A 23,032-nucleotide genomic window follows, 5' to 3' on the forward strand; every position below is an offset into this window, starting at 1 on the left:
CCCCACCCCGCCCCGTAGATCAGGACGGCGTTCAACAGCCCGTTCGCGACGAACCCGATGGTCGCGACGACGAGCGGGGTCTTCGTGTCCTGCAGCCCGCGCAGCAGCCCGGTCGAGGCGGTGACGACCAGGATCCCGGGCAGCCCGATGAGCGACACCGTCAGGTACGCGGTCGCCGCCGCCGAGACGTCGGGCGACGCACCGAACAGGTCGACGAGCGGCCCGGCGAGCGGCCACCCGACGAGCGCGAGGACCACTCCCAGCACGAGCGCGAGCCACATCCCGTCGATGCCGGCGTGGACTGCGCCGCGACGGTCACCACCGCCGAGCGCGCGCGCCACGGCCGGAGTCGTCGAGTACGCCAGGAACACCAGCAGCCCGGTCACCGTCGACAGCACGGCACTCGCGAGTCCGACGGCCGCCAGGGGTGTCGCACCGAGGTGGCCGACGAGTGCGGTGTCGGTGAGCAGGAAGAGCGGCTCGACCACGAGCGCGCCGAGCGCGGGTACCGCCAGCCGCACGATGTCGCGATCGACCGCACGCCGTTCGCTGGTCAATGCGGGTCGCGTCGGTCGGGGCACCGGCCCATTCTGGCGGCGATGCGGACCCGTCGTGTCGGCAAGCGAGGTGAGTGTGGCCGCAGGGCGGGCAGGGGGCCTACCGTCGCGAGGAGTCCTGGTGTCGGACGCTGTTCGCGAATAGAATAAAATAAATACGATTCGGAGGCCCCGATGGTCGAGACAGCACCGTCCCCGTTCACACCGGGCTACGGCAGGAAGCCTGTCATCTTCGGCGGGCACAGGGAAGAGCTCACGGATCTCCGTGCCGTGTTCGACACGCTCGACTTCGGCGAGAACCATTCCGTCCTCGTCTCTGGACTGCGTGGTGCTGGCAAGACCTCGTTCATGACGACCCTCGAAGATCATGCCCGTGACGCTGGTTGGCTGGTCATCAGCGATGACGCCAGTGCGGGGCTCATGGGACGGGTGATGGACTCAACCATCCCTACCCTCATCAACGACATGACCCCGGCGAGTCGAGCGCGACTGACCTCGTTCGGGGTATGGGAGTTCAGCGCGGACATCGAGTACGTGAATCGGCACCGCAGTGTGAAGCCGCAGCTGCGCTCCGACCTCACCGCCCTTTCTTCTGCGCTCGGAACGAGCGGGGGCATCCTCATCACCATCGACGAGGTGTCCTCCGGCAAGGTCCGTCTCCGTGAACTGAGCCGTTTCGCTCTGCAGATCTCGCACGCACTCCGTGACGGTGCGCAGATCATGGTCGTGTTCGCCGGGGTGAAGGTGAGCCTCGACGCACTTCTCGCAGAAGAGCACACCACCTTCTTGCGACGCTCACGCGAGGTGGAGTTCGAGCGCCTGACCGCACCGGAGACGCGGCGGGTGTTCGCCGAGACAGCGCGCGTCGGTGGTCGGCGCGTAGAAGATGAAGCGCTCACCAAGCTCGTCTCCCTCTCCCAGGGCTACCCCTACCTTGTGCAGCTCGCTGGCGACTACGCGTGGCGGAACAACTCCACAGCACCCACCATCACCCTCGCCGACGCCAGCGTCGCCCACGACAAAGCCATCAGGGCGGTCGAGAGTCGAGTCATCAGCCGTGTCTACGGCGACCTCTCCGATGTCGATCAGAAATTCCTTGACGCAATGGCCCAGGACGACGACCGCACGAAAGTCGCCGACATCGTCAAGCGCATGGGCGTGTCCGATGCGTACGTGCAGGTCTACAAGAAGCGCCTCATCGACAGTGGGTACGTCCACGCAGCCGGACACGGGTACGTGCAGTTCTCCCTGCCTTACCTCGGCGCCTACATCCGCCGCCAGCTTGCTGCCGAAGCACGCGACGGCGGTGGCAGCGGCGGGTGGGACGCCTATCCGGCGCCTGACTTGCCCTCGTGAGCAGACAGGGCACGGCCAGCGGCGTCGTTCCGTTCCGCGCGTGACGCGGGATCTCCGACCCGCGCCGTGACGGACGGGAGGCCCGTGGCGGCGTTGCCACGGGCCTCCCGTCCGGTGGTCCCACGTCGTCAGGCCGGACGCGCGTTCCGGCCGACCGATCGCGTCAGTCGGCGCGTGGTTCGGCGGGGACACCGCCGGTGGCGGCGTGCGCGTCTTCGGAGGCGACGGGCGTCGCCTCGTCGGTGCCGCGCGCCCGCCCGATCAGGTCCATCAGGTGGTAGACGACGATCGCGGCGATGGTGCCGAGGATGATGCCGCCGAAGCTCGCCTGGCCGAACGCGAACGTGAAGTCCGCGATGCCGATGATGAGCGCGATGCCAGCGGTCAGCTGGTTCTTCGGCTTCGAGAAGTCGACCCGGTTCTCGACCCAGATCCGGATGCCGATGACACCGATCAGCCCGTACAGGGCGGTGGTCGCGCCGCCGAGCACGCCGGCGGGGACGGAGGAGATGACCGCACCGATCTTCGGGGAGAGGCCGAGCAGGACGGCGGCGATCGCGGCGACCCAGTACGCGGCGGTGGAGAAGACGCGGGTGGCGGCCATGACGCCGATGTTCTCGCCGTAGGTGGTGGTGGCGGAGCCGCCCCCGGCACCGGCGAGCACGGTGGAGATGCCGTCGGCGAAGAGCGCCCGGCCGGTGAGGGGCGTGAGGTCGCGGCCGGTGAGCTGTCCGACACCCTTCACGTGGCCGACGTTCTCGGCGACGAGCGCCAGCACGACCGGCACGAACGCCAGGTAGATCGCGAGCTGCGACGGGTCGAACGCGGGAGCGGTGAACGTCGGCAGGCCGATCCAGGCGGCATCGCCGACCTTCGAGTAGTCGACCTGGCCGCCGATCAGAGCCGCCACGTAGCCGACGAGCACGCCGATGACGATGGACAGGCGACCGATCAGCCCCTTGAACAGGACGGTGACCAGGATGATCGCGGCGAGGGTGATGACCGCGACGACCGGGGCTGCCGTGAAGTTGTCCTTCGCCGCCGGAGCCAAGTTGAACCCGATCAGGGCGACGATCGCGCCGGACACCACCGGCGGCATCAGGCGATCGATCCAGCCGGCGCCGGCCAGGTGCACCACGAGCCCGACGATCGCCAGGAGCGCACCGACGACGATGATGCCCGACAGGGCGAGGGGGATGCCGCCGATCTTGGTGGCAGCACCGATCGGTGCGATGAAGGCGAACGACGACCCGAGGTAGCTCGGCAGCCGGTTGCCGGTGATGAGCAGGAACAGGATCGTGCCGATGCCGCTGAACAGCAGGGTCGTCGACGGCGGGAAGCCCGTCAGCAGCGGCACCAGGAAGGTGGCGCCGAACATCGCGACGACGTGCTGCACGCCGAGACCGATCGTCCGGCCCCAGGTCAGTCGCTCGTCCGGTGCCACGATCGTCGTCGCGGAGACGGTCTTGCCGTCGCCGTGCAGCTTCCACGGAAGTCCCATGCGATGACCGTACCGGCAGCCGTGGGCCCGTGACGTCCCGCGGTTCCCACCTGTGGACAACATGTATATGGTGTGTGGAGTACCACCGGAGGAGCACCATGCCGCAGTCGTCCCCGTCCATCTCCCCAGCACGTCGCGCCCTGGCGACCGTCGCCATCGCGGCGGTCGCGCTGTCGCCCGTCGTGGCTGCCACCTCGGCCAGCGCCGCGAACGGGTCCAGTGCCGCTGCGACGCGGCAGACACCGCGGGCCGACTTCACCGCCGGCGTGCGGTCGATCGACCACGGACTGGGTGTCGTCACACTCGTCGGGACCGGGCCGGCCGGGGGCAGCGTGGGCATCACGGGCGACGGCGTCGAGACCACGTGGACCGAGGCCGGCCGTGACGGGGCCTGGAACACCCCGGTCCGGGTGCGATCGGGCGAACGCGTGCTGCACGTCACCTCGCAGGTGACCGGACGACAGGTCGACGTCCCGGTGGACGTCCTCGTGCTCACCCCGCCGGAGATGCTCGCCACCGTCGACGGCCTCGCCCGCGCGATCACCCTCGACGGCTCCGGGTACCCCAGGGTCCACATCGTGATCAAGGACGACGGGGAGACCGTCGGCGAGACCGATGCGGATGCGGACGGTGCCTGGTCCGCCACCCTGCGGGACCTGGCCTTCGGCGACCACCACATCGAGGCGTGGCAGTACTTCGACGGCACGCACAACGGCGGTGTCGACGACGTGTACACGGTCTCGGGTGCGGCGATCGTGTCCACCGCGACCGCTTCGCGTGAGACGGAACGGGTGTCGATCGCCGGACGGGCACCGGTCGGGACGACGCTGCGGTTCGCGGACGCCGACGGGCCGGTCCTCGACCCCGACGGCCGCCCGGTGACGGCGACGACCGCGGCGGACACCTCGTGGTCCGTCGAGCTGCCCATCCCGGCCACGGCCCGCTTCTACTCCGTCACCGTGACGACCTTCGACGGCGCGACCGAGCTCGGCGCGACCGAAGCACGGGTCACGATCCCCCTCGCACTCACCGGCACGGTCGACGTCCTCGCCGACGGGTCCGTCCGGCTCGCGGGCACCGGCGAGATCGGTGGGGTCGTCGCGCTCGAGGCCGAGGACGGCACCGCGATCGAGAGCGCCGACGGACACCCGATCGCGACGTCGATCGGACGCGGCTGGGAACTCACGGTCCCGCGCACGCTGCTGCCGGGCGACGTGGTCATCGCGCGACAGCGGGTGGACGGCGTCGAACAGGGCGCGCTCCGCCTGGTGCTGCCGAAGCTCCCGGTCCACCCGACGCCGCGGCCGGAGCCCGGCCAGGGCCCCGGTCACGGCACGGGCTCCAGGCCCGAGGTGTCCACCGGTACCCACCCGATGGCGCAGCACGCGGCAGCGGGCCGGATCACCGTCGTCTCGGCGAAGCAACTGGCGTACACGGGAACCGACCCCAGCGTGCCCGTACGGATCGCCGCTGCACTCCTGGCGTCCGGCCTCGGGGGCTCGTCGTGGCCCGCCGGTTGCGTGGTCGCGCAGCCCACCGCGACTGACTCCGCTCGAACATGGCGTCGGTGGCTATCGTGGACGGCATGACCGACGTCGCACGTGCCTCCGGCATCCACACTGACGAACTCGACCCCGCGGTGCGCCCCCAGGACGACCTGTACCGCCACGTGAACGGCACCTGGATCGCCGAGACGCCGATCCCCGACGACAAGGCCCGCTACGGCTCGTTCACGGTGCTGGCCGAGGCCGCCGAACTCGCCGTCCGCGCGATCATCGAGCGCTCGCAGCAGGCCGCCCCCGGCACCGAGGAGCGCAAGGTCGGTGACCTCTTCTCGTCCTTCACCGACGAAGCACGGCTCGAAGAGCTCGCCACCGCGCCGATCGAGCCGCTGCTCGCCGAGATCACGGCCATCGAGTCCGTGCCCGAGCTCATCGCCACCGTCGGACGCTTCGAGCGCCTGGGGCTGCCGAGCTTCCTGCAGCTCTTCGTCGACAACGACCCGGGCGACCCCGAGTCCTACGTCGTGTTCCTCGAGCAGTCCGGCCTCGGTCTGCCCGACGAGTCCTACTACCGTGAAGAGCGCTTCGCCGACATCCGGACGAAGTACCGCGAGTTCGTCGCGGCGATGTTCCCGCTCGCCGGGTTCGAGGACGGCGGCGACCGCACCGAGCACGTCATCGCGCTCGAGACGGCCCTGGCGTCGAAGCACTGGGACAACGTCACCACCCGCGACAGCCAGAAGACCTACAACAAGCTGCCCTGGGCCGAGGTCGCGGCGCTCGCCGAGGGCATCGACCTGCAGACGTGGTGGGAGGCCATCGACGCACCGGCCGGCGCGTTCGAGACGGTCGTGGTCCGCGAGCCGTCGTTCATCACGGGCCTTGCCGAGCTCCTGCGCGACCAGCCGCTCGAGGTCTGGAAGGACTGGCTGCGCTGGCAGGTCATCCGTGGCTCGGCCGCGTACCTGACGAGCGCGTTCTCGGCCACGAACTTCTCGTTCTACGGCACCGCCCTCACCGGGGCGCCGAAGCAGCGCGAGCGCTGGAAGCGCGGCGTCTCCCTGGTGGAGGGCGCGATGGGCGAGGCCGTCGGCCGGATCTACGTGCAGGAGCACTTCGACGAGACCTCGAAGGCCACGATGGACGACCTCGTCGCCAACCTGGTCGAGGCGTACCGGCAGAGCATCACGGCGCTCGACTGGATGACCGACGAGACCCGTGCGCGTGCTCTCGACAAGCTCGACAAGTTCACGCCGAAGATCGGGTACCCGGTCAAGTGGCGCGACTACTCGGCGCTGCCGGTCGTACCCGACGACCTCGTCGCGAACGTCCGCGCCGTCGCGTCGTTCCAGGTCGACCGCGAGCTCGGCAAGATCGGCAAGCCGATCGACCGCGACGAGTGGTTCATGACCCCGCAGACGATCAACGCGTACTACAACCCCGGTTTCAACGAGATCGTGTTCCCCGCGGCGATCCTGCAGTTCCCGTTCTTCGACGCCGACCGCGACGCCGCCGCCAACTACGGGGCGATCGGTGCCGTCATCGGCCACGAGATCGGGCACGGCTTCGACGACCAGGGCTCGCAGTACGACGGCGACGGCAAGCTCGAGAACTGGTGGACCGAGGCGGACCGCACGGCGTTCGAGGAGCGCACGAAGGCCCTCATCGCCCAGTACGACGCGCTCGTCCCGACCGAGGTGCCGGACGGCCACGTCAACGGTGCCCTGACGATCGGCGAGAACATCGGCGACCTCGGTGGCCTGTCGATCGCGTGGAAGGCGTACCTGCTGTCGCTCGACGGTCAGGAGCCCCCGGTCGTCGACGGCCTGACCGGTGCCGAGCGGTTCTTCCTGAGCTGGGCGCAGGCGTGGCAGATGGCGATCCGTCCGGAGGAAGCCGCGCGCCTGCTGTCGATCGACCCGCACTCGCCGAACGAGTTCCGGTGCAACCAGGTCGTCCGCAACATCGACGGCTACTACGACACGTTCGGCGTGACCGAGAAGGACGCGATGTACCTCGACCCCGCCGAGCGCGTCGCGATCTGGTGATGGTGGAGCCGGACGCGGCTCGGTCGTCACGCCGTCGGCGGCCGGAGGACCGCTCGGATGGTGGCGGTCGGGCCCGCGGTCGGCACAGCGGTCGGCCGGACGACCGCTTCGGCGCCACGACCGAGGCCCTCGGTGCCCTCGCCCTCGACGGCGCCGGCGTCAGCGCCTCGGTGATCGACACCTCGACCGGCAAGGCCCTGCTCGCGATCGACGACACCGTCGTGCAGCCCGTCGCGAGCCTCGGCAGGGTGCTGCTGCTGATCGAGGTCGCGGCACAGCTCGAGGACGGACGCCTGCACGGTGACCGCCTGCAGCGCATGGCGCGGGACACCGCGACCGGCGCCGGCCTGTGGCAGTTCCTGCAGGAGCCGACGATGCAGGTGCCCGACCTGGCGACCCTGGTCGGTGCCACCGGTGACACCTGGGCGATGAACGCACTGTTGTCGACGGTCGGCATCGACGCCGTCCGCGAGCGTGCCGAATCGCTCGGCATCGAACGGACCGCGCTGATCGACCGGGTACGCGACCGTCGTGGTCCGGACGACGCCCCGGACGCCTCGGTGGCCCCGACGGGTGAGCTCGCGTGGGTGATGCGCGGACTGGCGCTCGGGGAGGTCGTGGACGAAGCGGTCTCGAACCGGGTGCTCGGCTGGCTGTCGCTTGCGAGTGACCTGAACCTGGTCGCCGGCTCGTTCGGCCTCGACCCCCTGGCACACCGTGCGCTCGACCACGGGTTGCAGGTCGTCGCGGTCACGGGTTCGAGCACGGGCGTCCGCGCCGAGGCCGGGATCCTCCGCGGCCCGGGGTCGTCGGTCAGCTACGCCGTGACGGTGACGTTCGACGACGCCACGTTGCAGCGGCGCCTCGCGGTCATCGAGGCACTGCGGACCATGGGCACCGAACTGCTCGAGGCAGTGCACGCCCCGGCGCGCCGCTGACCGGGTCGCTCAGTTCCCCTCGGACGTTGCGTCGGGTGGCGGCACGCAGGCCGACTCGGCGGTGAGGCTCAACCCGTCGACGGTGCCGCGGATGCTGGCGGTGGCCGGGTCTGCGCCGGAGGAAGACGACCAGAAGTCGCGGCCCATCGCGCGGTCACTGACCCCGAGGCCCTCGGACGTCCAGAGCGCGGTCACGGCGTCGAACGGTTCCTGGGCGTCGTCGACCACGTCGAACACGGGCACCACGCTGAGCGCCGTCGCCCGGGTGCCGGTCGGGTCGGACGACCCGGACGTCGCGCACTGTTCGGTGCCCGTCGTCACGGTCGCCGGGACCCCGGCGGCGGCTGCTGACCGCTCGAGGAACGCGCGGAGCACGGTGGCGCGGTCGTCGACGTCTGCAGGGACCCACGGGGTCGGCGTGGGACTCGTCGGTGCGTCGCCGTCCGGACCGGCATCCCGCGGCTTGGGTGCGTCGAGGGGGAGCCCGAGCCACCCACTGACCGCGCCGCTGCCCAGGTCGAAGGCGGTCCGCGGTGCGCGGTGTGCATCGGCTGCCTCGTCCGTCGTCGCGGCGAGGGTCTCGGCGACGTCGCCGAGCGGACGCACGCCGATCGACAGGGACGGCCGATCGGCCACTGCCGGGAGGCCGGAAGCGTCGTCGGGGGCCCGCGCCGCGTCTGCGTACGTCGTCCCGGGCGAGTAGTAGAGGCGCTCCACGTGGTGGTCGTCGGCGAGTGTGTCGATCATGCGCATCAGGGCCCGGCCGGGGTGCGTGGCCGTGACGTCGACGGACACGTCGCCGCGGCTCAAGGTCGTCGTCCTCGTCGTACTCGTGTTCGTCGGCTCTGGACCGGTGATCGTCCGCACACGTTTCGCTGCATCGCTGAAGCTGACGTCCCGCACGAGCCCGATCCTCGAACCGGTCGGGGTCATCCACAGCTGTCGCACGAAGGTCCGCGTGCGCAGCCGACCGGCCAGGCCGACGACCCTGCGGTCCATCGGATCGAGGCTGACCGGAGCGGTCTTCCGCGCAGACGGCACGTCGAGTGTCACCTGCAGCGTCGTGCCGGTGACACCGCGCTCGGCCGTCCGCCGGACCCGCTCGGCGACGGCGAGGTCGGCGGTGTCCGCGGTGACCCGGAGCGACGTGAGCCAGTTGTCCGGGTCGTCCTTGGCGTCGAACTGGCGGATCTCGCCCTCGGTCGAGCCCACGCCGGGCAGCCGATCGACGTCCGCGATCAGGTCCGCGAGCGCCGACTCCGACCCGTGCGGCGGCGGTGGCATCGTGCACGCTGCGAGTGCCAGCAGGGCCCCGAGTGTGGTCGCGATCGCTGCCGCGGACCGTGTTCGTCTTCGAGCCCCCATGCCGTGAGTCTAGGAACGGGCCGTCGCAGTGCGGTATCGGTCGCGAGACCCATCGGTGCTCAGCGGAGGACCACGAACGACCGCAACGGCTGCGGGGCGACGTCGTGGACCTCGACGAAGCCACGTGACTCGTAGAACGCGCGCTGACCTGGCTCCGCATCGGTGAGCAGGACCGTCTGGCGGACACCCGCGTACCGCTCGAGGACGGCGTCGAGCAACGCGCCGCCGACGCCGGACCGGTGCGCTTCCGGCACCACGAGCAGGTCCTGGACGTAGACGATCGTCACGCCGTCGGACACCGTGCGGACGAGCCCGAGCAAGCGGTCGTCGTCGTCGCGTGCGGTCAGCACGGTGTGGGAGCCCGCGATCGCCCTGGCGAGGGCGGCGGGGTCCTGCGTGTACGCGGTCCACCCGACGGCGTCGTAGAGGGTGACGAGTTCGTCGGTCCCCGGTCGTTCGTCCCTGATGGCGAAGGTCACCGGTCCATCGTGCACGAGGCCCGAGGCGGCCAGGCCGAGGCCGACACCGCCGCCGGGCCTCCGGTGAACTGCCGGAGGTGCCCTTCGTGGGCATCACGGCGATCCGGCTGCCTGACGAGCCAGCCGTCACCCACCCGCTACGACGTCGCCTGCCCCTCCGGCACGAGCGCCTGCACGGACAGCAGCGACGCATCGGCGGACGAGCACGCCTGGTAGTCGGCGTCCTTCACGAACAGCGACTGCTTGGATCCGGGCGGGTACACACGGAAGCCGTCCGGGGTCTTCGGCGAGCAGTCGGCCTTGGAGTAGTTCCCGGCCTGGACGATCTTGAGCGGCGCCACGGCGGTCTGCCCGGCGGCCAGGGTCACGGTCGGGTGCGGTGAGCTCTTCTCCTGCGTCGCCGCAGCACCGATCTGGGTGCCGTTGCCGCCGCCGACGAACGAGACGCCCGGCCAGCCCTGCAGGGTGCAGGTGGTCGACCCGGTGTTCTGCAGGGCGAGGTGCACGATGACGCTTCCGGCCGCACCGCCGCTGCCCGGCTCGATGCTGGCGGCGAGCGAGGACGCGGCACAGCGACCGCCGGCCGCTGACCCGGACCCTGACGACCCGGACCCCGACGACCCGGACCCGGAGGACCCGGAACCGGTGCCGGCTGACGCCGACGAGCCGGACGACGGGGTCGCGGACGACGACGACGCCGACGAGGACGACGATGCGGACGGCGACGGCGCGGGTGCGGTCACCGTCTCGGTGGCGGAGGGCTCCCCGCCGGAGGCACAACCCGCCAACGCCCCGACTGCGACGAGCCCGGTGACGGCGAGCAGGAACTTCGATCGACTGCTGCGTTGCATGGTGCACAGGCAACCACCACCGGGAGATCGCGGTTCGGTCGGCATCCAGGGACCGCGAGCACACTCCGGAGCAAGGAACCCGAGCAGCGGAGGTCGGACATGACGGGCAAGCACGAACAGGCACGTGGCGACGAGGGCCGCGCGGACGGGGTCGAGACCCGCGCAGGTGCCTTCACGGACAGCGACATCCCCGGCGAGGAGCGCGTCACGACGACGGAACCCGTCGGCGAGTTCGTCGCGAGCGACATCCCGGGCGAGGCCCGCCCGGAGTCGAGCGGACCCGACGGCGAGTACGTCGAGTCGGACATCCCCGGCGAGGCCGAACCGACGCAGGACGGCGAGACCGGTCACTACGTCGACAAGGACCAGGCCTGACGACTAGTCGATGCGCTCCTCCGCCACCAGGCGGCGGAGCGTCTCCACGCCCGCTGGCGGGCAGCGACCGGCGTCCGCCGAGGTGACCCACTCGACCTCGTCCACCTCGGCCGAGGCGACGGGCGTGGCGGAGTCCAACGGGCCTCCTGGTCGGACCAGGAACAGGGTCATCGCGACCATCGTGCCTGGCGCCTGCCCGTGGGCCGGCTCGAGGACGACGCCGAACGGGTCGACGTCGTCGGCGGTCACCCGCAGGCCGGTCTCCTCGTGGGCTTCGCGGATGGCGGCGTCGAGGTCGGTCTCGTGCGGCTCGGCCTTGCCGCCGGGCAGGTAGAGCACGTGGCGTGCTCGCGCACGCACCATCAGGACGCGTCGGTCCCGCACCAGCAGGAGCGCGCTGACCCGCAGCGTGGGTGGCTGGGTCGTGTCGGACGGGAGGCTCAGCTCGCGTCCGCCTCGTCGGCGCGCTTCGAGATGGTCGGGTCCAAGGCGGTGCGGTCGGCGAGCGGGACGACGGGCGCCGGCAGCTCTGCCTCGGGCTCGGGTCGCACGCCGAACAGGGCGTCGATGGCCCCGACGAACTCCTCGCCACGGCCGGCGCGGCCGAGCTCGCGGGCCCGGACCGACGGGCGGTGCAGCAGGACGCCGACCAGGTGCCGGAGGGCCCGCTCGGTGTGCTCGGCGGACTCGCCGTCGGCGTCACCGCGGCGCTTCGCGCGGTCGATCTCGTCGTCGAGGATGTCGAACACGTGCTTGCGGAAGGCGACGAGAGCCGGGGTGGTGGACTGCTCGAGCGCCTGTGCTCGGAAGCGGGACACAGCGTCGTCGACCATCGCGCGGGCCTCGGACTCGGCGTTCAGCTCGGAGATCGGGGCGTGCAGGCTGATGGTCTCGAGGTCGAGCAGCTCGACGCCGTCCACACCGGCAGCGGCCGGGTCGACGTTGCGGGGGAGTCCGAGGTCGATGACGATGCGGCGGATGCCGTCGTCGAGGTCGGCCGGTGCGACGACCGGGAGCTCGCTCGACGTGCAGGTGATCACGACGTCGCTGGTGCCGATCGCGTGGCGCAGGTCACGGGCGGCGACGAGCTCGTGCTTCGCGGCGAACCAGGCGGCACGGCCCGAGGGGGAGAACACCTGGATGTGCACGGCGCCGCGGTCGCGCAGGGCCGCGATGGTGGTGGCCGCGTAGCTCCCGGTGCCGATCAGCAGCACGCGGGTGTGTGCCCAGTCGGTGACGCGCGACGACGCGAGCTGCAGGCCGAGGCGCACGAGCGAACGACCGGCGGCACCGATCCGGGTGCGGGTCTTGACGCCGCGCGAGGTGTGGGCGGCTTCCTGGAACAGCCGCTCGAGGTCCGAGGTGGTGGTGCCGTTGCTCCGGGCGTCCTCGAGCGAGCGGCGGACCTGGCCGGAGATCTCGGTCTCACCGACGACGACGGACTCGAGTCCGCTCGACACGGCGAACAGGTGCTGCACGACGTCCTTGCCGCCGAGCACGTTGACCGAATCACGCAGTTCGGTGGCGTCCAGGTCGCTCGCAGCGGCAACGGCCTGCACGGTGGCGGCGACGGCGGAGTCGCGGTCGTCGCCGGCGATGTCGAGGTATGCCTCGAAACGGTTGCAGGTGGCGAGGACGACGGCGCCGTCCAGGACGTCGGAATCCGTCACGAGGTGGCCTGCTGCGGCCGGGGCAGCGATGCTCAGTCGCTCCAAGAGGTCGAAGCTGGCGTTGCGATGCGACGCCGTGAGACAGATGAGCACGTAGCCAATGGTAACGCGCTCGATGGGACAATCATCCGGTGACCGACGCGACGACCACATCCCTCCCCGACTCCCACCCCCTGGCATCAGGGCGGACGAGCGGGTCCCGCCTCGTCCGGGCCCTGCGGGGTGACCGTCCGGAGACGCTGCCGGTGTGGTTCATGCGGCAGGCCGGTCGGTCGTTGCCCGAGTACCGCGAGCTCCGGGTGGGCACGGCCATGCTCGACGCGTGCCTCGACCCCGAGATGGCGTCGGAGATCACGCTGCAGCCCGTCCGCCGGCACGGGGTGGATGCCGGCATCTTCTTCAGCGACATCGTCGTGCCGATCAAGCTCGCGGGCGTGGACGTCGAGATCGTCCCCGGTCGCGGCCCCGTGCTCGGCTCACCGATCCGCACCGCGGCGGACGTCGACGCCCTCGAGCCGCTGGACCCGGCGGCCCTCGAGCCGATCCGGCAGGCGGTCGCCCGCACGGTCGAGCAGCTCGGCGACACCCCGCTGATCGGATTCGCAGGCGCACCCTTCACGCTCGCCGCGTACCTGGTCGAGGGCGGCCCGTCGAAGGACCACATCCGCGCACGGACCCTCATGCACGCGGAGCCGGAGACCTGGTCGCGGCTGCTGGCCTGGGCGGCCGAGGTGTCGGGGGCGTTCCTCCGGGCCCAGGTGCTCGCCGGGGCCTCGGCCGCACAGCTCTTCGACTCGTGGGTCGGGTCCCTGTCGCGCGCCGACTACGTCCGGTACGTCGCACCGCACTCGGCGCAGGCGCTGTCCCACGTGACCGACCTGGGCGTGCCGCGCATCCACTTCGGCGTCGGCAGCGGCGAGGTCCTCGCCGACATGACCACGCTCGGCACCGACACGGTCGGTGTCGACGCGGTCGGGGTCGACTGGCGGCTCCCGCTCGACGAGGCCGTCCGCCGCGTCGGCACCGGCGTCAGCGTGCAGGGCAACATCGACCCGGCGATGCTCGCGGCCCCGTGGGAGGTCCTCGAAGCGCACGTGCGCGAGGTCGTCCGCCGCGGTGGCGCCGCCCGCGCCCACGTCGTGAACCTCGGCCACGGTGTGCCGCCCGAGACCGACCCGACGGTGCTGACGCGCGTCGTCGAGCTGGTCCACTCGCTCGGTGACGGGTCTGCCGCGTGACCGACGTCGTCGTGGTCGGCGGCGGGATCGCCGGACTCGTCACGGCCCGTGACCTGGCGAAGGGCGGCGCGGACGTCGTGCTCGTCGAGTCTTCCGGCGTGCTGGGCGGCATGATCCGGCGGCACACGGTCGGCGGCCTCGACCTCGACATGGCGGCAGACTCGTTCGCGACCCGCACGGACGCCGTCGGCCGCCTGGCGATCGAACTCGGGCTCGGCAACGACGTCGTCGCCCCGGACCCGCGCGGTGCCTGGTTGATGACCCGTGACGGCCGGACGTCGCCGATCCCCGCGACGGGGCTCCTCGGCATCCCGAGCACCCCGATGGCCGCCGACGTGCTCGCCGTGGTCGGGCAGAAGGGCGGGCTCCGTGCACAGATGGACTCGCTGCTGCCCGGACCGGTCGGCGCCAAGGCGGAGTCCCTGGGTGAACTCGTCCGGCGGCGCATGGGGGAGCGGGTCCTCGACGACCTGGTCGTCCCGATCGCCGGCGGGGTGCACTCCACCCACCCGGACCAGCTCGACCCGGAGCGGGTGGCTCCCGGCCTCCGTGCGGCACTGCTCCGCGAGGGCTCGCTGGCCCGCGCGGTCCTGGCACTCCGGGCCCGCGCGGCCGCCGGTACCCCGGTGCAGGGAATCCGCGGCGGGATCGTCCGGCTCGTGGACGAACTCGTCGCCGACATGGAGACCTACCGCGTCGACGTCCGGCTGCACACCCGGGCGACCCGGATCGAGGCGCACGCGGTCGAGGTCGTCTCCGCCGACGGCACGGTCGAACGCCTGCCCGCGCAGCACACCCTGTCGTCGGTGCCCGATCCCGAGCGCACCGCGGCGTCGGACCGGACCGGGATCGAGCTCGTCACGCTCGTCGTCGACCAGCCCGAGCTCGACGCAGCCCCCCGCGGGACCGGGATGCTCGTGCACCCGGACGCGCAGGCCGTGTCGGCGAAGGCCCTGACGCACGCGACGGTGAAGTGGCCGTGGCTCGCCGAGGCGGCTGCCGGCCGCCACGTGCTGCGCCTGAGCTACGCGATGCCCGCCGAAGCGACCAGCGCGCACGGCGCGAGCGGTCCCGACGACGCGGCCACGAGCCTCCCGGTCGACCCGGACGGACCCGTCGGCACCCGAGCGCTGCACGACGCGGCCACGCTGCTCGGCGTCCCCCTGACGGCGACGCACGTCGTGGGCGCTGCGCGCGTCCGCTGGCACGGTCCGGACCTGACCGCTGCCGGCCTCGGAGCAGGCGTCATCGGCATCGGTGAGGTCGCGACCGGACGGGGCCTGGCCGGGATCATCGCGGCCGCCCGCACCGCCGCTGGACAGATCCTGGATTCCTGAGCGGACCCCAGACCGCCCGGGGGCTACTGTTGGTGAGACCGTCGGACGTATTCCGTTCGGCGCATGACCACCGCACACTGAACCAACGGAGGAATCGCACATGCGCGGAAAGCTCCTGTTCGTCGCCGGCGCCGCACTCGGGTACGTCCTGGGATCGCGAGCCGGACGGGCGCGGTACGAGCAGATCAAGACCGTCAGCGGCAAGGTCTGGAACAGCAACGGCGTCCAGAAGGGCGTGCACGTCGCCGAGGACTTCATCGCCGACAAGACCCCGGACGTCGCCGAGTTCATCGGTGAGACGACCAAGAAGGCCGTCCGCAAGGTCGGCCAGAAGAAGGACACCACCACCTCATGACCGACACCCGCGACCGCAAGTCGCGTTCGCTGTTCGGTCTGGTGGGCGACGTCCCGAAGCTCGTCAAGGGCCTGGTCAAGGGTGAGATCGACCTGCTCAAGGCCGAGATGCTCACGAAGGCCAAGATCTTCGGGCTCGCCGCGGGGCTGCTGGTCGGTGCACTCGTCATCGTGCTCTACGCGATCGGCGTGCTCCTGACCGCCGCCGTGATGGGCCTGGCGACCGTGATGCCGGCCTGGCTCGCAGCGATCGTGATCGCCGTGGTGATGCTGATCGTCGCCGCCATCCTCGGGTGGATCGGCTGGAAGCGCCTGAAGAAGGGCCTCCCGATCACGCCGAAGCGCACGATCGACAGCGTCAAGAACGACATCAACGCGGTGAAGGGAATGGGCAAGAAGCCCACTCCGCCGAGCCAGTACGGCAGCCGCAAGCCGGACGTCGGCGGCCGGTTCTGAGCCCCGACAGCCGCACCACCGACGGAGGAACCGTGACCGATCCGCACGACGATCTCGCAGACCGCGTCGCCGCGACCCGCGCCCAGCTGTTCGACACCCTCGACGCGATCGAGGACAAGCTCAACGTGCCGAAGCAGATCGGCATCGCGGCGTCGAAGGTCAAGCGCGGCATCGACGAGAAGCCGGTCCCGTACCTGGCTGGCCTCGCAGCCGGAGTAGCGGTGGTCGGGGGTATCGTCGTGATGGTGCTCCGACGGCGGTAGACCGCCCGAGCGCGGTCCACCGGGTGCGGGGCGGCCACAACCCTGGCAACCGATAGGACAAGGACCCATGAGTTCCGACGCGCCCACTCCTGCATCCGCGCACACCTCTCCGCACGAGACCGACCCCGCGACCGGGATCGATCCCAACCTCATGACGGCGTACGCCCTCTGGGCCGTGTTCCGCAGGCCGCTCGGCCCGGTCCACCGCGTCGGTGACGACGCCGTGGCCGAGCTCGACGCCGTGGTCGCGTCCGCCGCCGAGCGCGGGGTGACCGTCCGTGGCTTCTACGACGTCTCCGGCTTCCGTGCCGACGCCGACGTCATGATCTGGCTGCACGGCGACGACGCGCAGGTCATCCAGGCCGTGCTGCGCGAGATCCGCCGCACCGGGCTGTTCCAGGACACCGAGCCGGTGTGGCACGTCATGGCGATGCACCGCGAAGCCGAGTTCAACAAGCGGCACACGCCCGCGTTCCTCCGTGGCAAGGACCCCGAGGCGTGGATCACGGTGTACCCCTTCGTCCGCTCCTTCGAGTGGTACCTCCTGCCCGAGGACGAGCGCTCGAAGATGCTGCGCGACCACGGGATCGCTGGTGCCAAGTACCGCCGCGTCCTGACGAACACCATCGCCACCTTCGCCCTGAGCGACTACGAGTGGATCCTGCCGCTCGAGAGCCCCGAGCTCGTCGACCTCGTCGACCTCATGCGCGACCTCCGGGCCACCGAGGCCCGTCTGCACGTGCGCGAAGAGGTCCCCTTCTTCACGGGTCGTCGCGTGACGACCGCCGAACTCCCGGAGGTGCTGTCATGACCGACACCAGCCTGATCACGAACGGTCAGCCCGTCCTCGCCGCCACCCCCGCGGCCGCTTCCGGCCCGGAGCACGTCGAGGTCCCGACCGCGTACGACGCGATCCTGCTCGCCGGCTTCGGTGGCCCCGAGGGCCAGGACGACGTCATCCCCTTCCTGCGCAACGTCACCCGCGGCCGCGGCATCCCGGACGAGCGGCTCGAAGAGGTCGCGCACCACTACCGGCACTTCGGCGGCGTGAGCCCGATCAACGCGCAGAACCGCGCGTTGAAGGCGGCGCTCGAGGCCGAGTTGGCCTCGCGTGGCATCGACATGCCGGTGCTCTGGGGCAACCGCAACTGGGAGCCCTACCTCGAGCAGGCCTTCACCGAAGCCGCCGACAAGGGCTACAACAAGCTCATCGCGATCGCCACGAGCGCCTACTCGTCGTTCTCGAGCTGCCGCCAGTACCGCGAGGACTACGCACGCGTGCTCGACGAGACCGGTCTGCTCGGCACCATCGAGATCGACAAGATCCGGCAGTTCTTCGACCACCCCGGCTTCGTCCGCCCGTTCGTCGACGGCGTCCGTGACGGCATGGCGAAGGCCATCGCCGAGAACGACGGCCTCGAGGTCGCGACCGAGCTGCACGTGCTGTTCTCGACCCACTCGATCCCGTCGACCGACGCTGCGAAGTCCGGCCCGGACTACCGCGGCTTCGACGAGCACGGCGCCTACGAGGCCCAGCACCTCGCCGTCGCGCAGGTCGTCCTCGACCAGGCGTGGGCGGAGCTGCTCGAGCAGCCCGAGCACGCACACCTGCAGGGCACGTCCAAGCCCGCCTGGAAGCTCGTGTACCAGTCGCGCTCCGGTCCCCCGACGCAGCCGTGGCTCGAGCCCGACATCAACGACTACATGAACGAGGAGCTCAAGGGCGGCTCGACCCGCGCCGTGCTCATCGTCCCGCTCGGTTTCGTGAGCGACCACATGGAGGTCATGTGGGACCTCGACGAGGAAGCCACCGAGACCGCGCAGGAGCTCGGCTTCTGGTCGGTCCGCACGCAGACCCCCGGTGTCGACCCGGCCTACGTCTCCGGTCTCGTCGACCTGGTGCTCGAGCGCGTCAACGGCACCCCCACGAGCGAGCGTCCGCACCTGACCGACATCGGTCCCTGGTACGACGTCTGCCGCCCGGGCTGCTGCGAGAACGTCCGCGCCGGCTTCAAGCCCGCCGCCGCCGGCGTCGCCCCGTGACCGACGCACCGACGCCGATCCGGCTGGGCACCCGCGCCAGCCGGCTCGCGGTCGCGCAGTCGCAGGACGTCGCCGACCGCCTGGCAGCGGCGGCCGGTCGTCCGGTCGAGCTCGTCACCGTCACGAGCGAGGGCGACACGAACCGGGCCTCGCTCGCGTCGCTGGGTGGCACCGGCGTGTTCGCCAGCGCCCTGCGTGAAGCCCTGGTCGCCGGCGAGGTCGACGTCCTGGTGCACTCGCTCAAGGACCTGCCGACTGCGCCGTACCCGGGCCTGACGATCGCGGCCGTGCCGAAGCGTGCCGATGCCCGCGACGTCCTCGTCGCACGGAACGGCGCTACGGTCGAGAGCCTGCCCGAGGGTGCGAAGGTCGGCACGGGCTCACCGCGTCGCGTCGCGCAGCTCAAGGCGAAGCGCCCCGACCTGGACGTCATCGACATCCGCGGCAACATCGACACCCGGCTCGGTCGCGTCGACGACGACCTCGACGCCGTCGTGCTCGCCGCCGCCGGGCTCACCCGCATCGACCGCCTGTCGGCCGCCACCGAACTGCTCGACCTCGGTTTCTGGCCGAGCGCTCCGGGGCAGGGCGCACTGGCGATCGAGACCCGTGCTGCTGAGACCGACACGAACCTGCTCGCCGCGCTGCGCAAGATCGAGCACGCCCCGACCCGCCTGACGGTGTCGGCCGAGCGCGAGGTCCTGGCGAAGCTCGAGGCCGGCTGCTCTGCCCCGATCGGTGCGACCGCGGTCGTGGACGCCGAGCTCCTGCTCGTCTCCGCCACCGTCTACAGCCCCGACGGCGCCGAGTACCGCACGTCGTCGCACGCGGCCGTGCTCGAGGGATCCGCGCAGGACCGTCTCGCCGAAGCACTCGAGGTCGGTGGCCGCGTGGCCGCCGAGCTGCTCGAGAACGGTGCCGGCGACCTGGCGGACCTCGCCGACTCGGTGAAGTAGAGCCCGTCACGGACACGCCCGCTCCCGTCGTCGTCATTCCCCGGGGTGGCGCGTGGGGCGAGCGCGTCGCGACGGCGGCTCGGCAGCGCGGGCTCGACCCGCGGGTCGTCCCCCTCATCACGACCGAGCCACCGCTCGACCGCGGCCCGCTCGACCGTGCCGTCGCCCGCTTGGCCGGGTACGCGTGGGTGGTGGTGACCAGTGCGACGGCCGTGACGGTGCTCGCAGAACGCGTGGCGGGCCTCCCGTCCGGTGTCCGCGTTGCGGCGGTCGGTGAGCCGACCGCCCGTGCCGCGCGTGCTGCGGGCTGGGTCGTCGACCTCGTGCCGGAGCAGGCCTCGGCCGCTGCCCTCGTCGAGGCCCTGCCGGACACCGACGGCACCGTGCTCTTCCCGCGCTCCGAGATCGCCGCGCCGACCCTCGTCCACGGGCTGCGGGCCCGCGGCATCGACGTGGACGACGTGGTCGCGTACCGTACCGTGGGGACCGGCGACGAGCCGATCACCCTCGACGCGGTGCCCGACGCGGTGCTCGTGACGAGCGGCAGCGTCGCCCGCGAGATCGCCCGCCAGATGACCCCGCTCGACCCCCGCACCCTCGTGGCCTGCATCGGCCCCGGAACCGCCGCCGACGCGCGCGCGGCCGGACTGCCGGTCCACGTCGTCGGACCCACCCGGTCCGCAGAAGCCCTGCTCGACGCCGTCGTCGAGGCCCTGAACCCCACCGCCCCCGAACAGGAAGGCCACCCGTGACCGGCCGTTTCCCCCAGGTCCGCCCCCGTCGACTCCGCGCCACCCCCGCGATGCGACGGCTCGTCGCCGAGACCCGGCTGCACCCAGCCGAGCTCGTGTTGCCGATGTTCATCCGCGAAGGCGCCACCGACGCCGTCGACATCTCGAGCATGCCGGGCGTGCAGCAGCACTCGCTCGACTCGTTCCGTCGCGCACTCGTCGAGGCCGCGGAGGTCGGGATCGGCGGCGTGAACCTGTTCGGCGTCCCGACCACGAAGGACGCCACCGGTTCCGGCGCGACCGACCCCGACGGCATCCTCAACGTGGCCATCCGCGTGGCGAAGGAAGAGGTCGGTGACGACCTGGTCGTGCAGTCCGACCTGTGCCTCGACGAGTTCACCGACCACGGCCACTGCGGCGTCCTGGCGGCGGACGGCTCCGTCGACAACGACGCGACCCTGCTGCGGTACCGCGACATGGCCGTCGCGCAGGCCGAGGCTGGCGCCGAACTGGTGTGCCTGAGCGGCATGATGGACGGCCAGATCGCCGCCGCGCGTGACGCGCTCGACGTCGCCGGGCACACCGGCACCGCGCTGCTGGCCTACGCGGCCAAGTACGCCTCCGCCTTCTACGGCCCCTTCCGCGAGGCCGTGTCGTCGTCGCTCGTCGGAGACCGGCGGACCTACCAGATCGACGCCGCCAACGGTCGTCAGGGGCTGCGCGAGGTCGCGCTCGACGTCGACGAGGGTGCCGACGTCGTCATGGTGAAGCCGGCGATGAGCTACCTCGACGTGCTCGCCGAGACCGCTGCGACGTCGCCCGTGCCGGTCTGGGCCTACCAGATCTCCGGCGAGTACGCGATGATCACGGCAGCCGCGCAGAACGGCTGGATCGACCGTGACGCCGCCGCGATGGAGTCGCTCATCGGCATCAAGCGTGCCGGCGCCGACGCGATCCTGACCTACTTCGCCGTCGACATCGCGCGGAAGCTCAACCAGGAGGCCGGCCTCCGCACCGCCGGCACCACCGCCGCAGTCGCCGGCGTCGCCTCGACCGGGAAGGCCCCCGAATGACCACGAACGACCAGCTGTTCGGCCGCGCCAAGAACGCGATCCCCGGCGGCGTGAACTCGCCCGTCCGCGCCTACGGTTCGGTGGGCGGCACCCCGCGCTTCCTGGTGTCGGCGAAGGGCGCGTACGTCACCGACGCCGAGGGACGCGAGTACGTCGACCTCGTGGCGTCGTGGGGGCCCGCAATCCTCGGACACGCGCACCCCGGCACCGTCGAGGCCGTGCAGCAGGCCGCCGCGCGCGGACTGTCCTTCGGCGCCTCGACCCCGGGCGAGACCGAGCTCGCCGAGCTCGTGAAGCAGCGGGTGTCGGTCGACGGCGACGGCCCCATCGAGAAGCTCCGCATGGTGTCGACCGGCACCGAGGCCACGATGACGGCGATCCGGTTGGCACGCGGCTACACCGGCCGCGACCTGCTCGTGAAGTTCGCCGGGCACTACCACGGGCACTCCGACTCCCTGCTCGCCGAGGCCGGTTCGGGTGTCGCCACCCTGGCCCTGCCGGGCAGCGCGGGCATCACTGAGGAGACCGCGGCGCAGACCCTGGTGCTGCCGTACAACGACCTCGACGCCGTCCGCCGCGCGTTCGACGAGCACTCCGAGCGCATCGCCGGCGTCATCGTCGAGGCCGCCGCGGCGAACATGGGCGTGCTCGCTCCCGAGCGCGGGTTCAACCGCGCGCTCGCGCAGATCGTGCAGGCGCACGGGGCGCTGCTCATCGTCGACGAGGTCCTGACCGGGTTCCGCGTCGGGTCGGCCGGCTGGTGGGGCCTCGAGGCGTCGAAGGTCGTCCCCGACGGCGCCGGGTGGAAGCCCGACCTGATCACGTTCGGCAAGGTCATCGGTGGCGGCATGCCCCTCGCCGCGCTCGGCGGCCGACGCGAGGTCATGGACTTCCTCGCCCCGCTCGGCCCCGTGTACCAAGCGGGCACCCTGTCCGGCAACCCGCTCGCGGTCGCCGCCGGCATCGCCACGCTCCGGGCCGCGACGCCGTCGGTGTACGAGTCGCTGAACCGCACGGCCCCGGTCATCTCCGCGGCCACGTCGGACGCGCTGTCGGCCGAGGGCGTCGCCCACACCGTGCAGCGCGCCGGCAACCTGTTCTCGTTCGCCTTCACGGACACTGCACCGCGGAACTACGACGACGTGCGGGCACAGGACGTGTTCCGGTACGCGCCGTTCTTCCACGCGATGCTCGACGCCGGGGTGACCCTGCCGCCGAGCGTGTTCGAGGCGTGGTTCGTCACGGCCGCCCACGACGAGCGGGCCGTCGGACGGATCCTCGACGCCCTGCCAGCAGCAGCGAAGGCAGCGGCCGCCGCGACGGCGTAGGTGGTAGGCGCCGCGACGGCGTAGGCAGTAGCCGCCGCGGCGGCGTAGGGGGCGGTGCTCCGTGCCGGGGCCTCGGCTGGTTGACTGGCCACATGCAACTCGCCGAGGCACTCATCGAGCGCGCCGACCTGCAGAAGCGCATCGAGCAACTGCGCGGCCGCATCGCCGCGAACGCCCGCTACCAAGAGGGCGAGGAGCCCGACGAGGACGCCCGCGAACTCCTCGCCGAGGCCGAACGGTCGATCGACGCGCTCGAGGTCTTGCTCGCCCGCATCAACGCGACGAACGCCAGCACCACCGTGGCGTCCGGGCAGACCGTCACCGCACTGCTCGCCCGACGCGATGCCCTGCGGCTGCGGCACGCGCTCGTCACCGGAGCGGCGGACGCCACGGCCGGCACGAACGGCGGCTACCGACAGCTCCGCAGCGAACTCCGCACGTTCGCCGCGCTGCCGACCGCCGAGCTCCGGTCGCGTGCCGACGCCCTGGCGAAGGAGATCCGCGAACTCGACGCGGTCGTCCAGCGCACCAACTGGGAGGTCACCCTGGTCGACTGAGCAGCGGGCGGTGCGTCGGTAGACGGACCGGGGCGGGTACGGACCCGACGACCG

At 71.5% G+C, this 23,032-nt stretch carries 24 protein-coding genes; 17 read left to right on the forward strand and 7 right to left on the reverse strand.

Features of this window, described 5'->3' with window-relative positions; all coding sequences use genetic code 11:
• A partial coding sequence (locus GVL05_RS15495) for an MATE family efflux transporter (protein ID WP_159573707.1) occupies window positions 1-557 on the reverse strand: 557 nt, incomplete at its 3' end.
• A gap of 174 nt (window positions 558-731) precedes the next feature.
• Between GVL05_RS15495 and GVL05_RS15500 the strand changes: the two genes are divergently transcribed.
• On the forward strand, window positions 732-1,913 hold the full coding sequence (locus GVL05_RS15500; RefSeq protein WP_123294496.1) for an ATP-binding protein: 1,182 nt from the start codon (window positions 732-734) through the stop codon (window positions 1,911-1,913).
• A 163-nt stretch (window positions 1,914-2,076) separates the two neighbouring features.
• On the opposite strand, the gene GVL05_RS15505 is transcribed toward GVL05_RS15500, so the two are convergent.
• On the reverse strand, window positions 2,077-3,414 hold the full coding sequence (locus GVL05_RS15505; RefSeq protein WP_131844981.1) for a uracil-xanthine permease family protein: 1,338 nt from the start codon (window positions 3,412-3,414) through the stop codon (window positions 2,077-2,079).
• 98 nt (window positions 3,415-3,512) lie between these two features.
• Here GVL05_RS15505 and GVL05_RS15510 point away from each other — a divergent pair, with 98 nt between their 5' ends.
• Genes GVL05_RS15510 through GVL05_RS15520 form a run of 3 tightly spaced genes read left to right on the forward strand, consistent with a single transcriptional unit; the run spans window position 3,513 to window position 7,902 of the window.
• Window positions 3,513-5,003, forward strand: coding sequence for a hypothetical protein (locus GVL05_RS15510; protein ID WP_159573708.1), 1,491 nt, complete (start codon window positions 3,513-3,515; stop codon window positions 5,001-5,003).
• Window positions 5,000-6,964, forward strand: a complete 1,965-nt coding sequence (locus GVL05_RS15515; RefSeq protein ID WP_159573709.1) for a M13 family metallopeptidase — start codon at window positions 5,000-5,002, stop codon at window positions 6,962-6,964. The genes GVL05_RS15510 and GVL05_RS15515 overlap by 4 nt, the downstream gene beginning before the upstream one ends.
• Window positions 6,964-7,902, forward strand: coding sequence for a serine hydrolase (locus GVL05_RS15520; RefSeq protein ID WP_123294500.1), 939 nt, complete (start codon window positions 6,964-6,966; stop codon window positions 7,900-7,902). Before GVL05_RS15515 ends, GVL05_RS15520 begins: the two co-directional genes overlap by 1 nt.
• Window positions 7,903-7,911: 9 nt before the next feature.
• Here the strand turns inward: GVL05_RS15520 and GVL05_RS15525 are convergent, their stop codons facing one another.
• The 3 genes from GVL05_RS15525 to GVL05_RS15535 form a co-directional block, all read right to left on the reverse strand.
• On the reverse strand, window positions 7,912-9,267 hold the full coding sequence (locus GVL05_RS15525) for a hypothetical protein (protein WP_159573710.1): 1,356 nt from the start codon (window positions 9,265-9,267) through the stop codon (window positions 7,912-7,914).
• Between the two features lie 59 nt (window positions 9,268-9,326).
• Window positions 9,327-9,746, reverse strand: a complete 420-nt coding sequence (locus GVL05_RS15530; protein ID WP_159573711.1) for a GNAT family N-acetyltransferase — start codon at window positions 9,744-9,746, stop codon at window positions 9,327-9,329.
• A 137-nt stretch (window positions 9,747-9,883) separates the two neighbouring features.
• Window positions 9,884-10,597 (reverse strand): DUF4232 domain-containing protein, encoded by a 714-nt coding sequence (locus GVL05_RS15535; RefSeq protein WP_123294503.1) that lies wholly within the window; start codon window positions 10,595-10,597, stop codon window positions 9,884-9,886.
• A 99-nt stretch (window positions 10,598-10,696) separates the two neighbouring features.
• Here GVL05_RS15535 and GVL05_RS15540 point away from each other — a divergent pair, with 99 nt between their 5' ends.
• A complete protein-coding gene (locus tag GVL05_RS15540; protein WP_123294504.1) occupies window positions 10,697-10,972 on the forward strand; it encodes a hypothetical protein in 276 nt (91 codons plus the stop codon).
• Window positions 10,973-10,975: 3 nt separating this feature from the next.
• Here GVL05_RS15540 and GVL05_RS15545 read toward each other — a convergent pair whose 3' ends face one another.
• Window positions 10,976-11,416 (reverse strand): NUDIX domain-containing protein, encoded by a 441-nt coding sequence (locus GVL05_RS15545; RefSeq protein WP_268839585.1) that lies wholly within the window; start codon window positions 11,414-11,416, stop codon window positions 10,976-10,978.
• Window positions 11,413-12,735, reverse strand: coding sequence for a glutamyl-tRNA reductase (locus GVL05_RS15550; RefSeq protein WP_159573713.1), 1,323 nt, complete (start codon window positions 12,733-12,735; stop codon window positions 11,413-11,415). Before GVL05_RS15550 ends, GVL05_RS15545 begins: the two co-directional genes overlap by 4 nt.
• Before the next feature lie 38 nt (window positions 12,736-12,773).
• Between GVL05_RS15550 and hemE the strand changes: the two genes are divergently transcribed.
• From hemE to GVL05_RS15610, 12 genes are all read left to right on the forward strand, one after another.
• Window positions 12,774-13,880 (forward strand): uroporphyrinogen decarboxylase, encoded by a 1,107-nt coding sequence (hemE, locus tag GVL05_RS15555; protein WP_131844975.1) that lies wholly within the window; start codon window positions 12,774-12,776, stop codon window positions 13,878-13,880.
• Entirely contained in the window at window positions 13,877-15,217 is a 1,341-nt protein-coding gene (locus GVL05_RS15560) for an NAD(P)/FAD-dependent oxidoreductase (protein WP_133938648.1), read from the forward strand. Before hemE ends, GVL05_RS15560 begins: the two co-directional genes overlap by 4 nt.
• A 100-nt stretch (window positions 15,218-15,317) precedes the next feature.
• The gene (locus GVL05_RS15565; protein WP_017887727.1) at window positions 15,318-15,572 is read left to right on the forward strand and encodes a hypothetical protein; all 255 of its coding nucleotides are present in this window, start codon (window positions 15,318-15,320) and stop codon (window positions 15,570-15,572) included.
• A complete protein-coding gene (locus GVL05_RS15570; protein WP_111083766.1) occupies window positions 15,569-16,027 on the forward strand; it encodes a phage holin family protein in 459 nt (152 codons plus the stop codon). Before GVL05_RS15565 ends, GVL05_RS15570 begins: the two co-directional genes overlap by 4 nt.
• 32 nt (window positions 16,028-16,059) lie before the next feature.
• A complete protein-coding gene (locus GVL05_RS15575; RefSeq protein ID WP_111083767.1) occupies window positions 16,060-16,290 on the forward strand; it encodes a DUF3618 domain-containing protein in 231 nt (76 codons plus the stop codon).
• 67 nt (window positions 16,291-16,357) lie between these two features.
• On the forward strand, window positions 16,358-17,101 hold the full coding sequence (gene hemQ, locus GVL05_RS15580) for a hydrogen peroxide-dependent heme synthase (RefSeq protein WP_235036007.1): 744 nt from the start codon (window positions 16,358-16,360) through the stop codon (window positions 17,099-17,101).
• On the forward strand, window positions 17,098-18,333 hold the full coding sequence (locus GVL05_RS15585; RefSeq protein ID WP_159573714.1) for a ferrochelatase: 1,236 nt from the start codon (window positions 17,098-17,100) through the stop codon (window positions 18,331-18,333). The genes hemQ and GVL05_RS15585 overlap by 4 nt, the downstream gene beginning before the upstream one ends.
• Window positions 18,330-19,289: a hydroxymethylbilane synthase gene (gene hemC / locus GVL05_RS15590; protein WP_159573715.1), complete on the forward strand. Its 960-nt coding sequence runs from the start codon at window positions 18,330-18,332 to the stop codon at window positions 19,287-19,289. The genes GVL05_RS15585 and hemC overlap by 4 nt, the downstream gene beginning before the upstream one ends.
• A gap of 116 nt (window positions 19,290-19,405) precedes the next feature.
• A complete protein-coding gene (locus GVL05_RS15595) occupies window positions 19,406-20,041 on the forward strand; it encodes a uroporphyrinogen-III synthase (RefSeq protein WP_235036010.1) in 636 nt (211 codons plus the stop codon).
• Entirely contained in the window at window positions 20,038-21,093 is a 1,056-nt protein-coding gene (hemB, locus tag GVL05_RS15600; protein WP_268839581.1) for a porphobilinogen synthase, read from the forward strand. The genes GVL05_RS15595 and hemB overlap by 4 nt, the downstream gene beginning before the upstream one ends.
• Window positions 21,090-22,421 (forward strand): glutamate-1-semialdehyde 2,1-aminomutase, encoded by a 1,332-nt coding sequence (gene hemL, locus GVL05_RS15605; RefSeq protein WP_159573716.1) that lies wholly within the window; start codon window positions 21,090-21,092, stop codon window positions 22,419-22,421. The genes hemB and hemL overlap by 4 nt, the downstream gene beginning before the upstream one ends.
• Window positions 22,422-22,513: 92 nt before the next feature.
• Complete coding sequence (locus tag GVL05_RS15610) at window positions 22,514-22,978, forward strand: DIP1984 family protein (RefSeq protein ID WP_123339224.1); 465 nt, start codon at window positions 22,514-22,516, stop codon at window positions 22,976-22,978.
• The last annotated feature ends 54 nt before the right edge of the window (window positions 22,979-23,032 follow it).

It is taken from the genome of Curtobacterium sp. 18060 (genome assembly GCF_902706105.1).
Lineage (GTDB): Bacteria > Actinomycetota > Actinomycetes > Actinomycetales > Microbacteriaceae > Curtobacterium.

Coding starts and splice junctions, on each gene's coding strand:
- hemQ (WP_235036007.1), top strand. CDS start 16,358: ATGAGTTCCGACGCGCCCACTCCTGCATCCGCGCACACCTCTCCGCAC.
- GVL05_RS15570 (WP_111083766.1), top strand. CDS start 15,569: ATGACCGACACCCGCGACCGCAAGTCGCGTTCGCTGTTCGGTCTGGTG.
- GVL05_RS15540 (WP_123294504.1), top strand. CDS start 10,697: ATGACGGGCAAGCACGAACAGGCACGTGGCGACGAGGGCCGCGCGGAC.
- GVL05_RS15525 (WP_159573710.1), bottom strand. CDS start 9,267: ATGGGGGCTCGAAGACGAACACGGTCCGCGGCAGCGATCGCGACCACA.
- GVL05_RS15565 (WP_017887727.1), top strand. CDS start 15,318: ATGCGCGGAAAGCTCCTGTTCGTCGCCGGCGCCGCACTCGGGTACGTC.
- GVL05_RS15510 (WP_159573708.1), top strand. CDS start 3,513: ATGCCGCAGTCGTCCCCGTCCATCTCCCCAGCACGTCGCGCCCTGGCG.
- GVL05_RS15585 (WP_159573714.1), top strand. CDS start 17,098: ATGACCGACACCAGCCTGATCACGAACGGTCAGCCCGTCCTCGCCGCC.
- GVL05_RS15505 (WP_131844981.1), bottom strand. CDS start 3,414: ATGGGACTTCCGTGGAAGCTGCACGGCGACGGCAAGACCGTCTCCGCG.
- GVL05_RS15500 (WP_123294496.1), top strand. CDS start 732: ATGGTCGAGACAGCACCGTCCCCGTTCACACCGGGCTACGGCAGGAAG.
- GVL05_RS15520 (WP_123294500.1), top strand. CDS start 6,964: ATGGTGGAGCCGGACGCGGCTCGGTCGTCACGCCGTCGGCGGCCGGAG.
- GVL05_RS15610 (WP_123339224.1), top strand. CDS start 22,514: ATGCAACTCGCCGAGGCACTCATCGAGCGCGCCGACCTGCAGAAGCGC.
- GVL05_RS15535 (WP_123294503.1), bottom strand. CDS start 10,597: ATGCAACGCAGCAGTCGATCGAAGTTCCTGCTCGCCGTCACCGGGCTC.
- hemL (WP_159573716.1), top strand. CDS start 21,090: ATGACCACGAACGACCAGCTGTTCGGCCGCGCCAAGAACGCGATCCCC.
- GVL05_RS15515 (WP_159573709.1), top strand. CDS start 5,000: ATGACCGACGTCGCACGTGCCTCCGGCATCCACACTGACGAACTCGAC.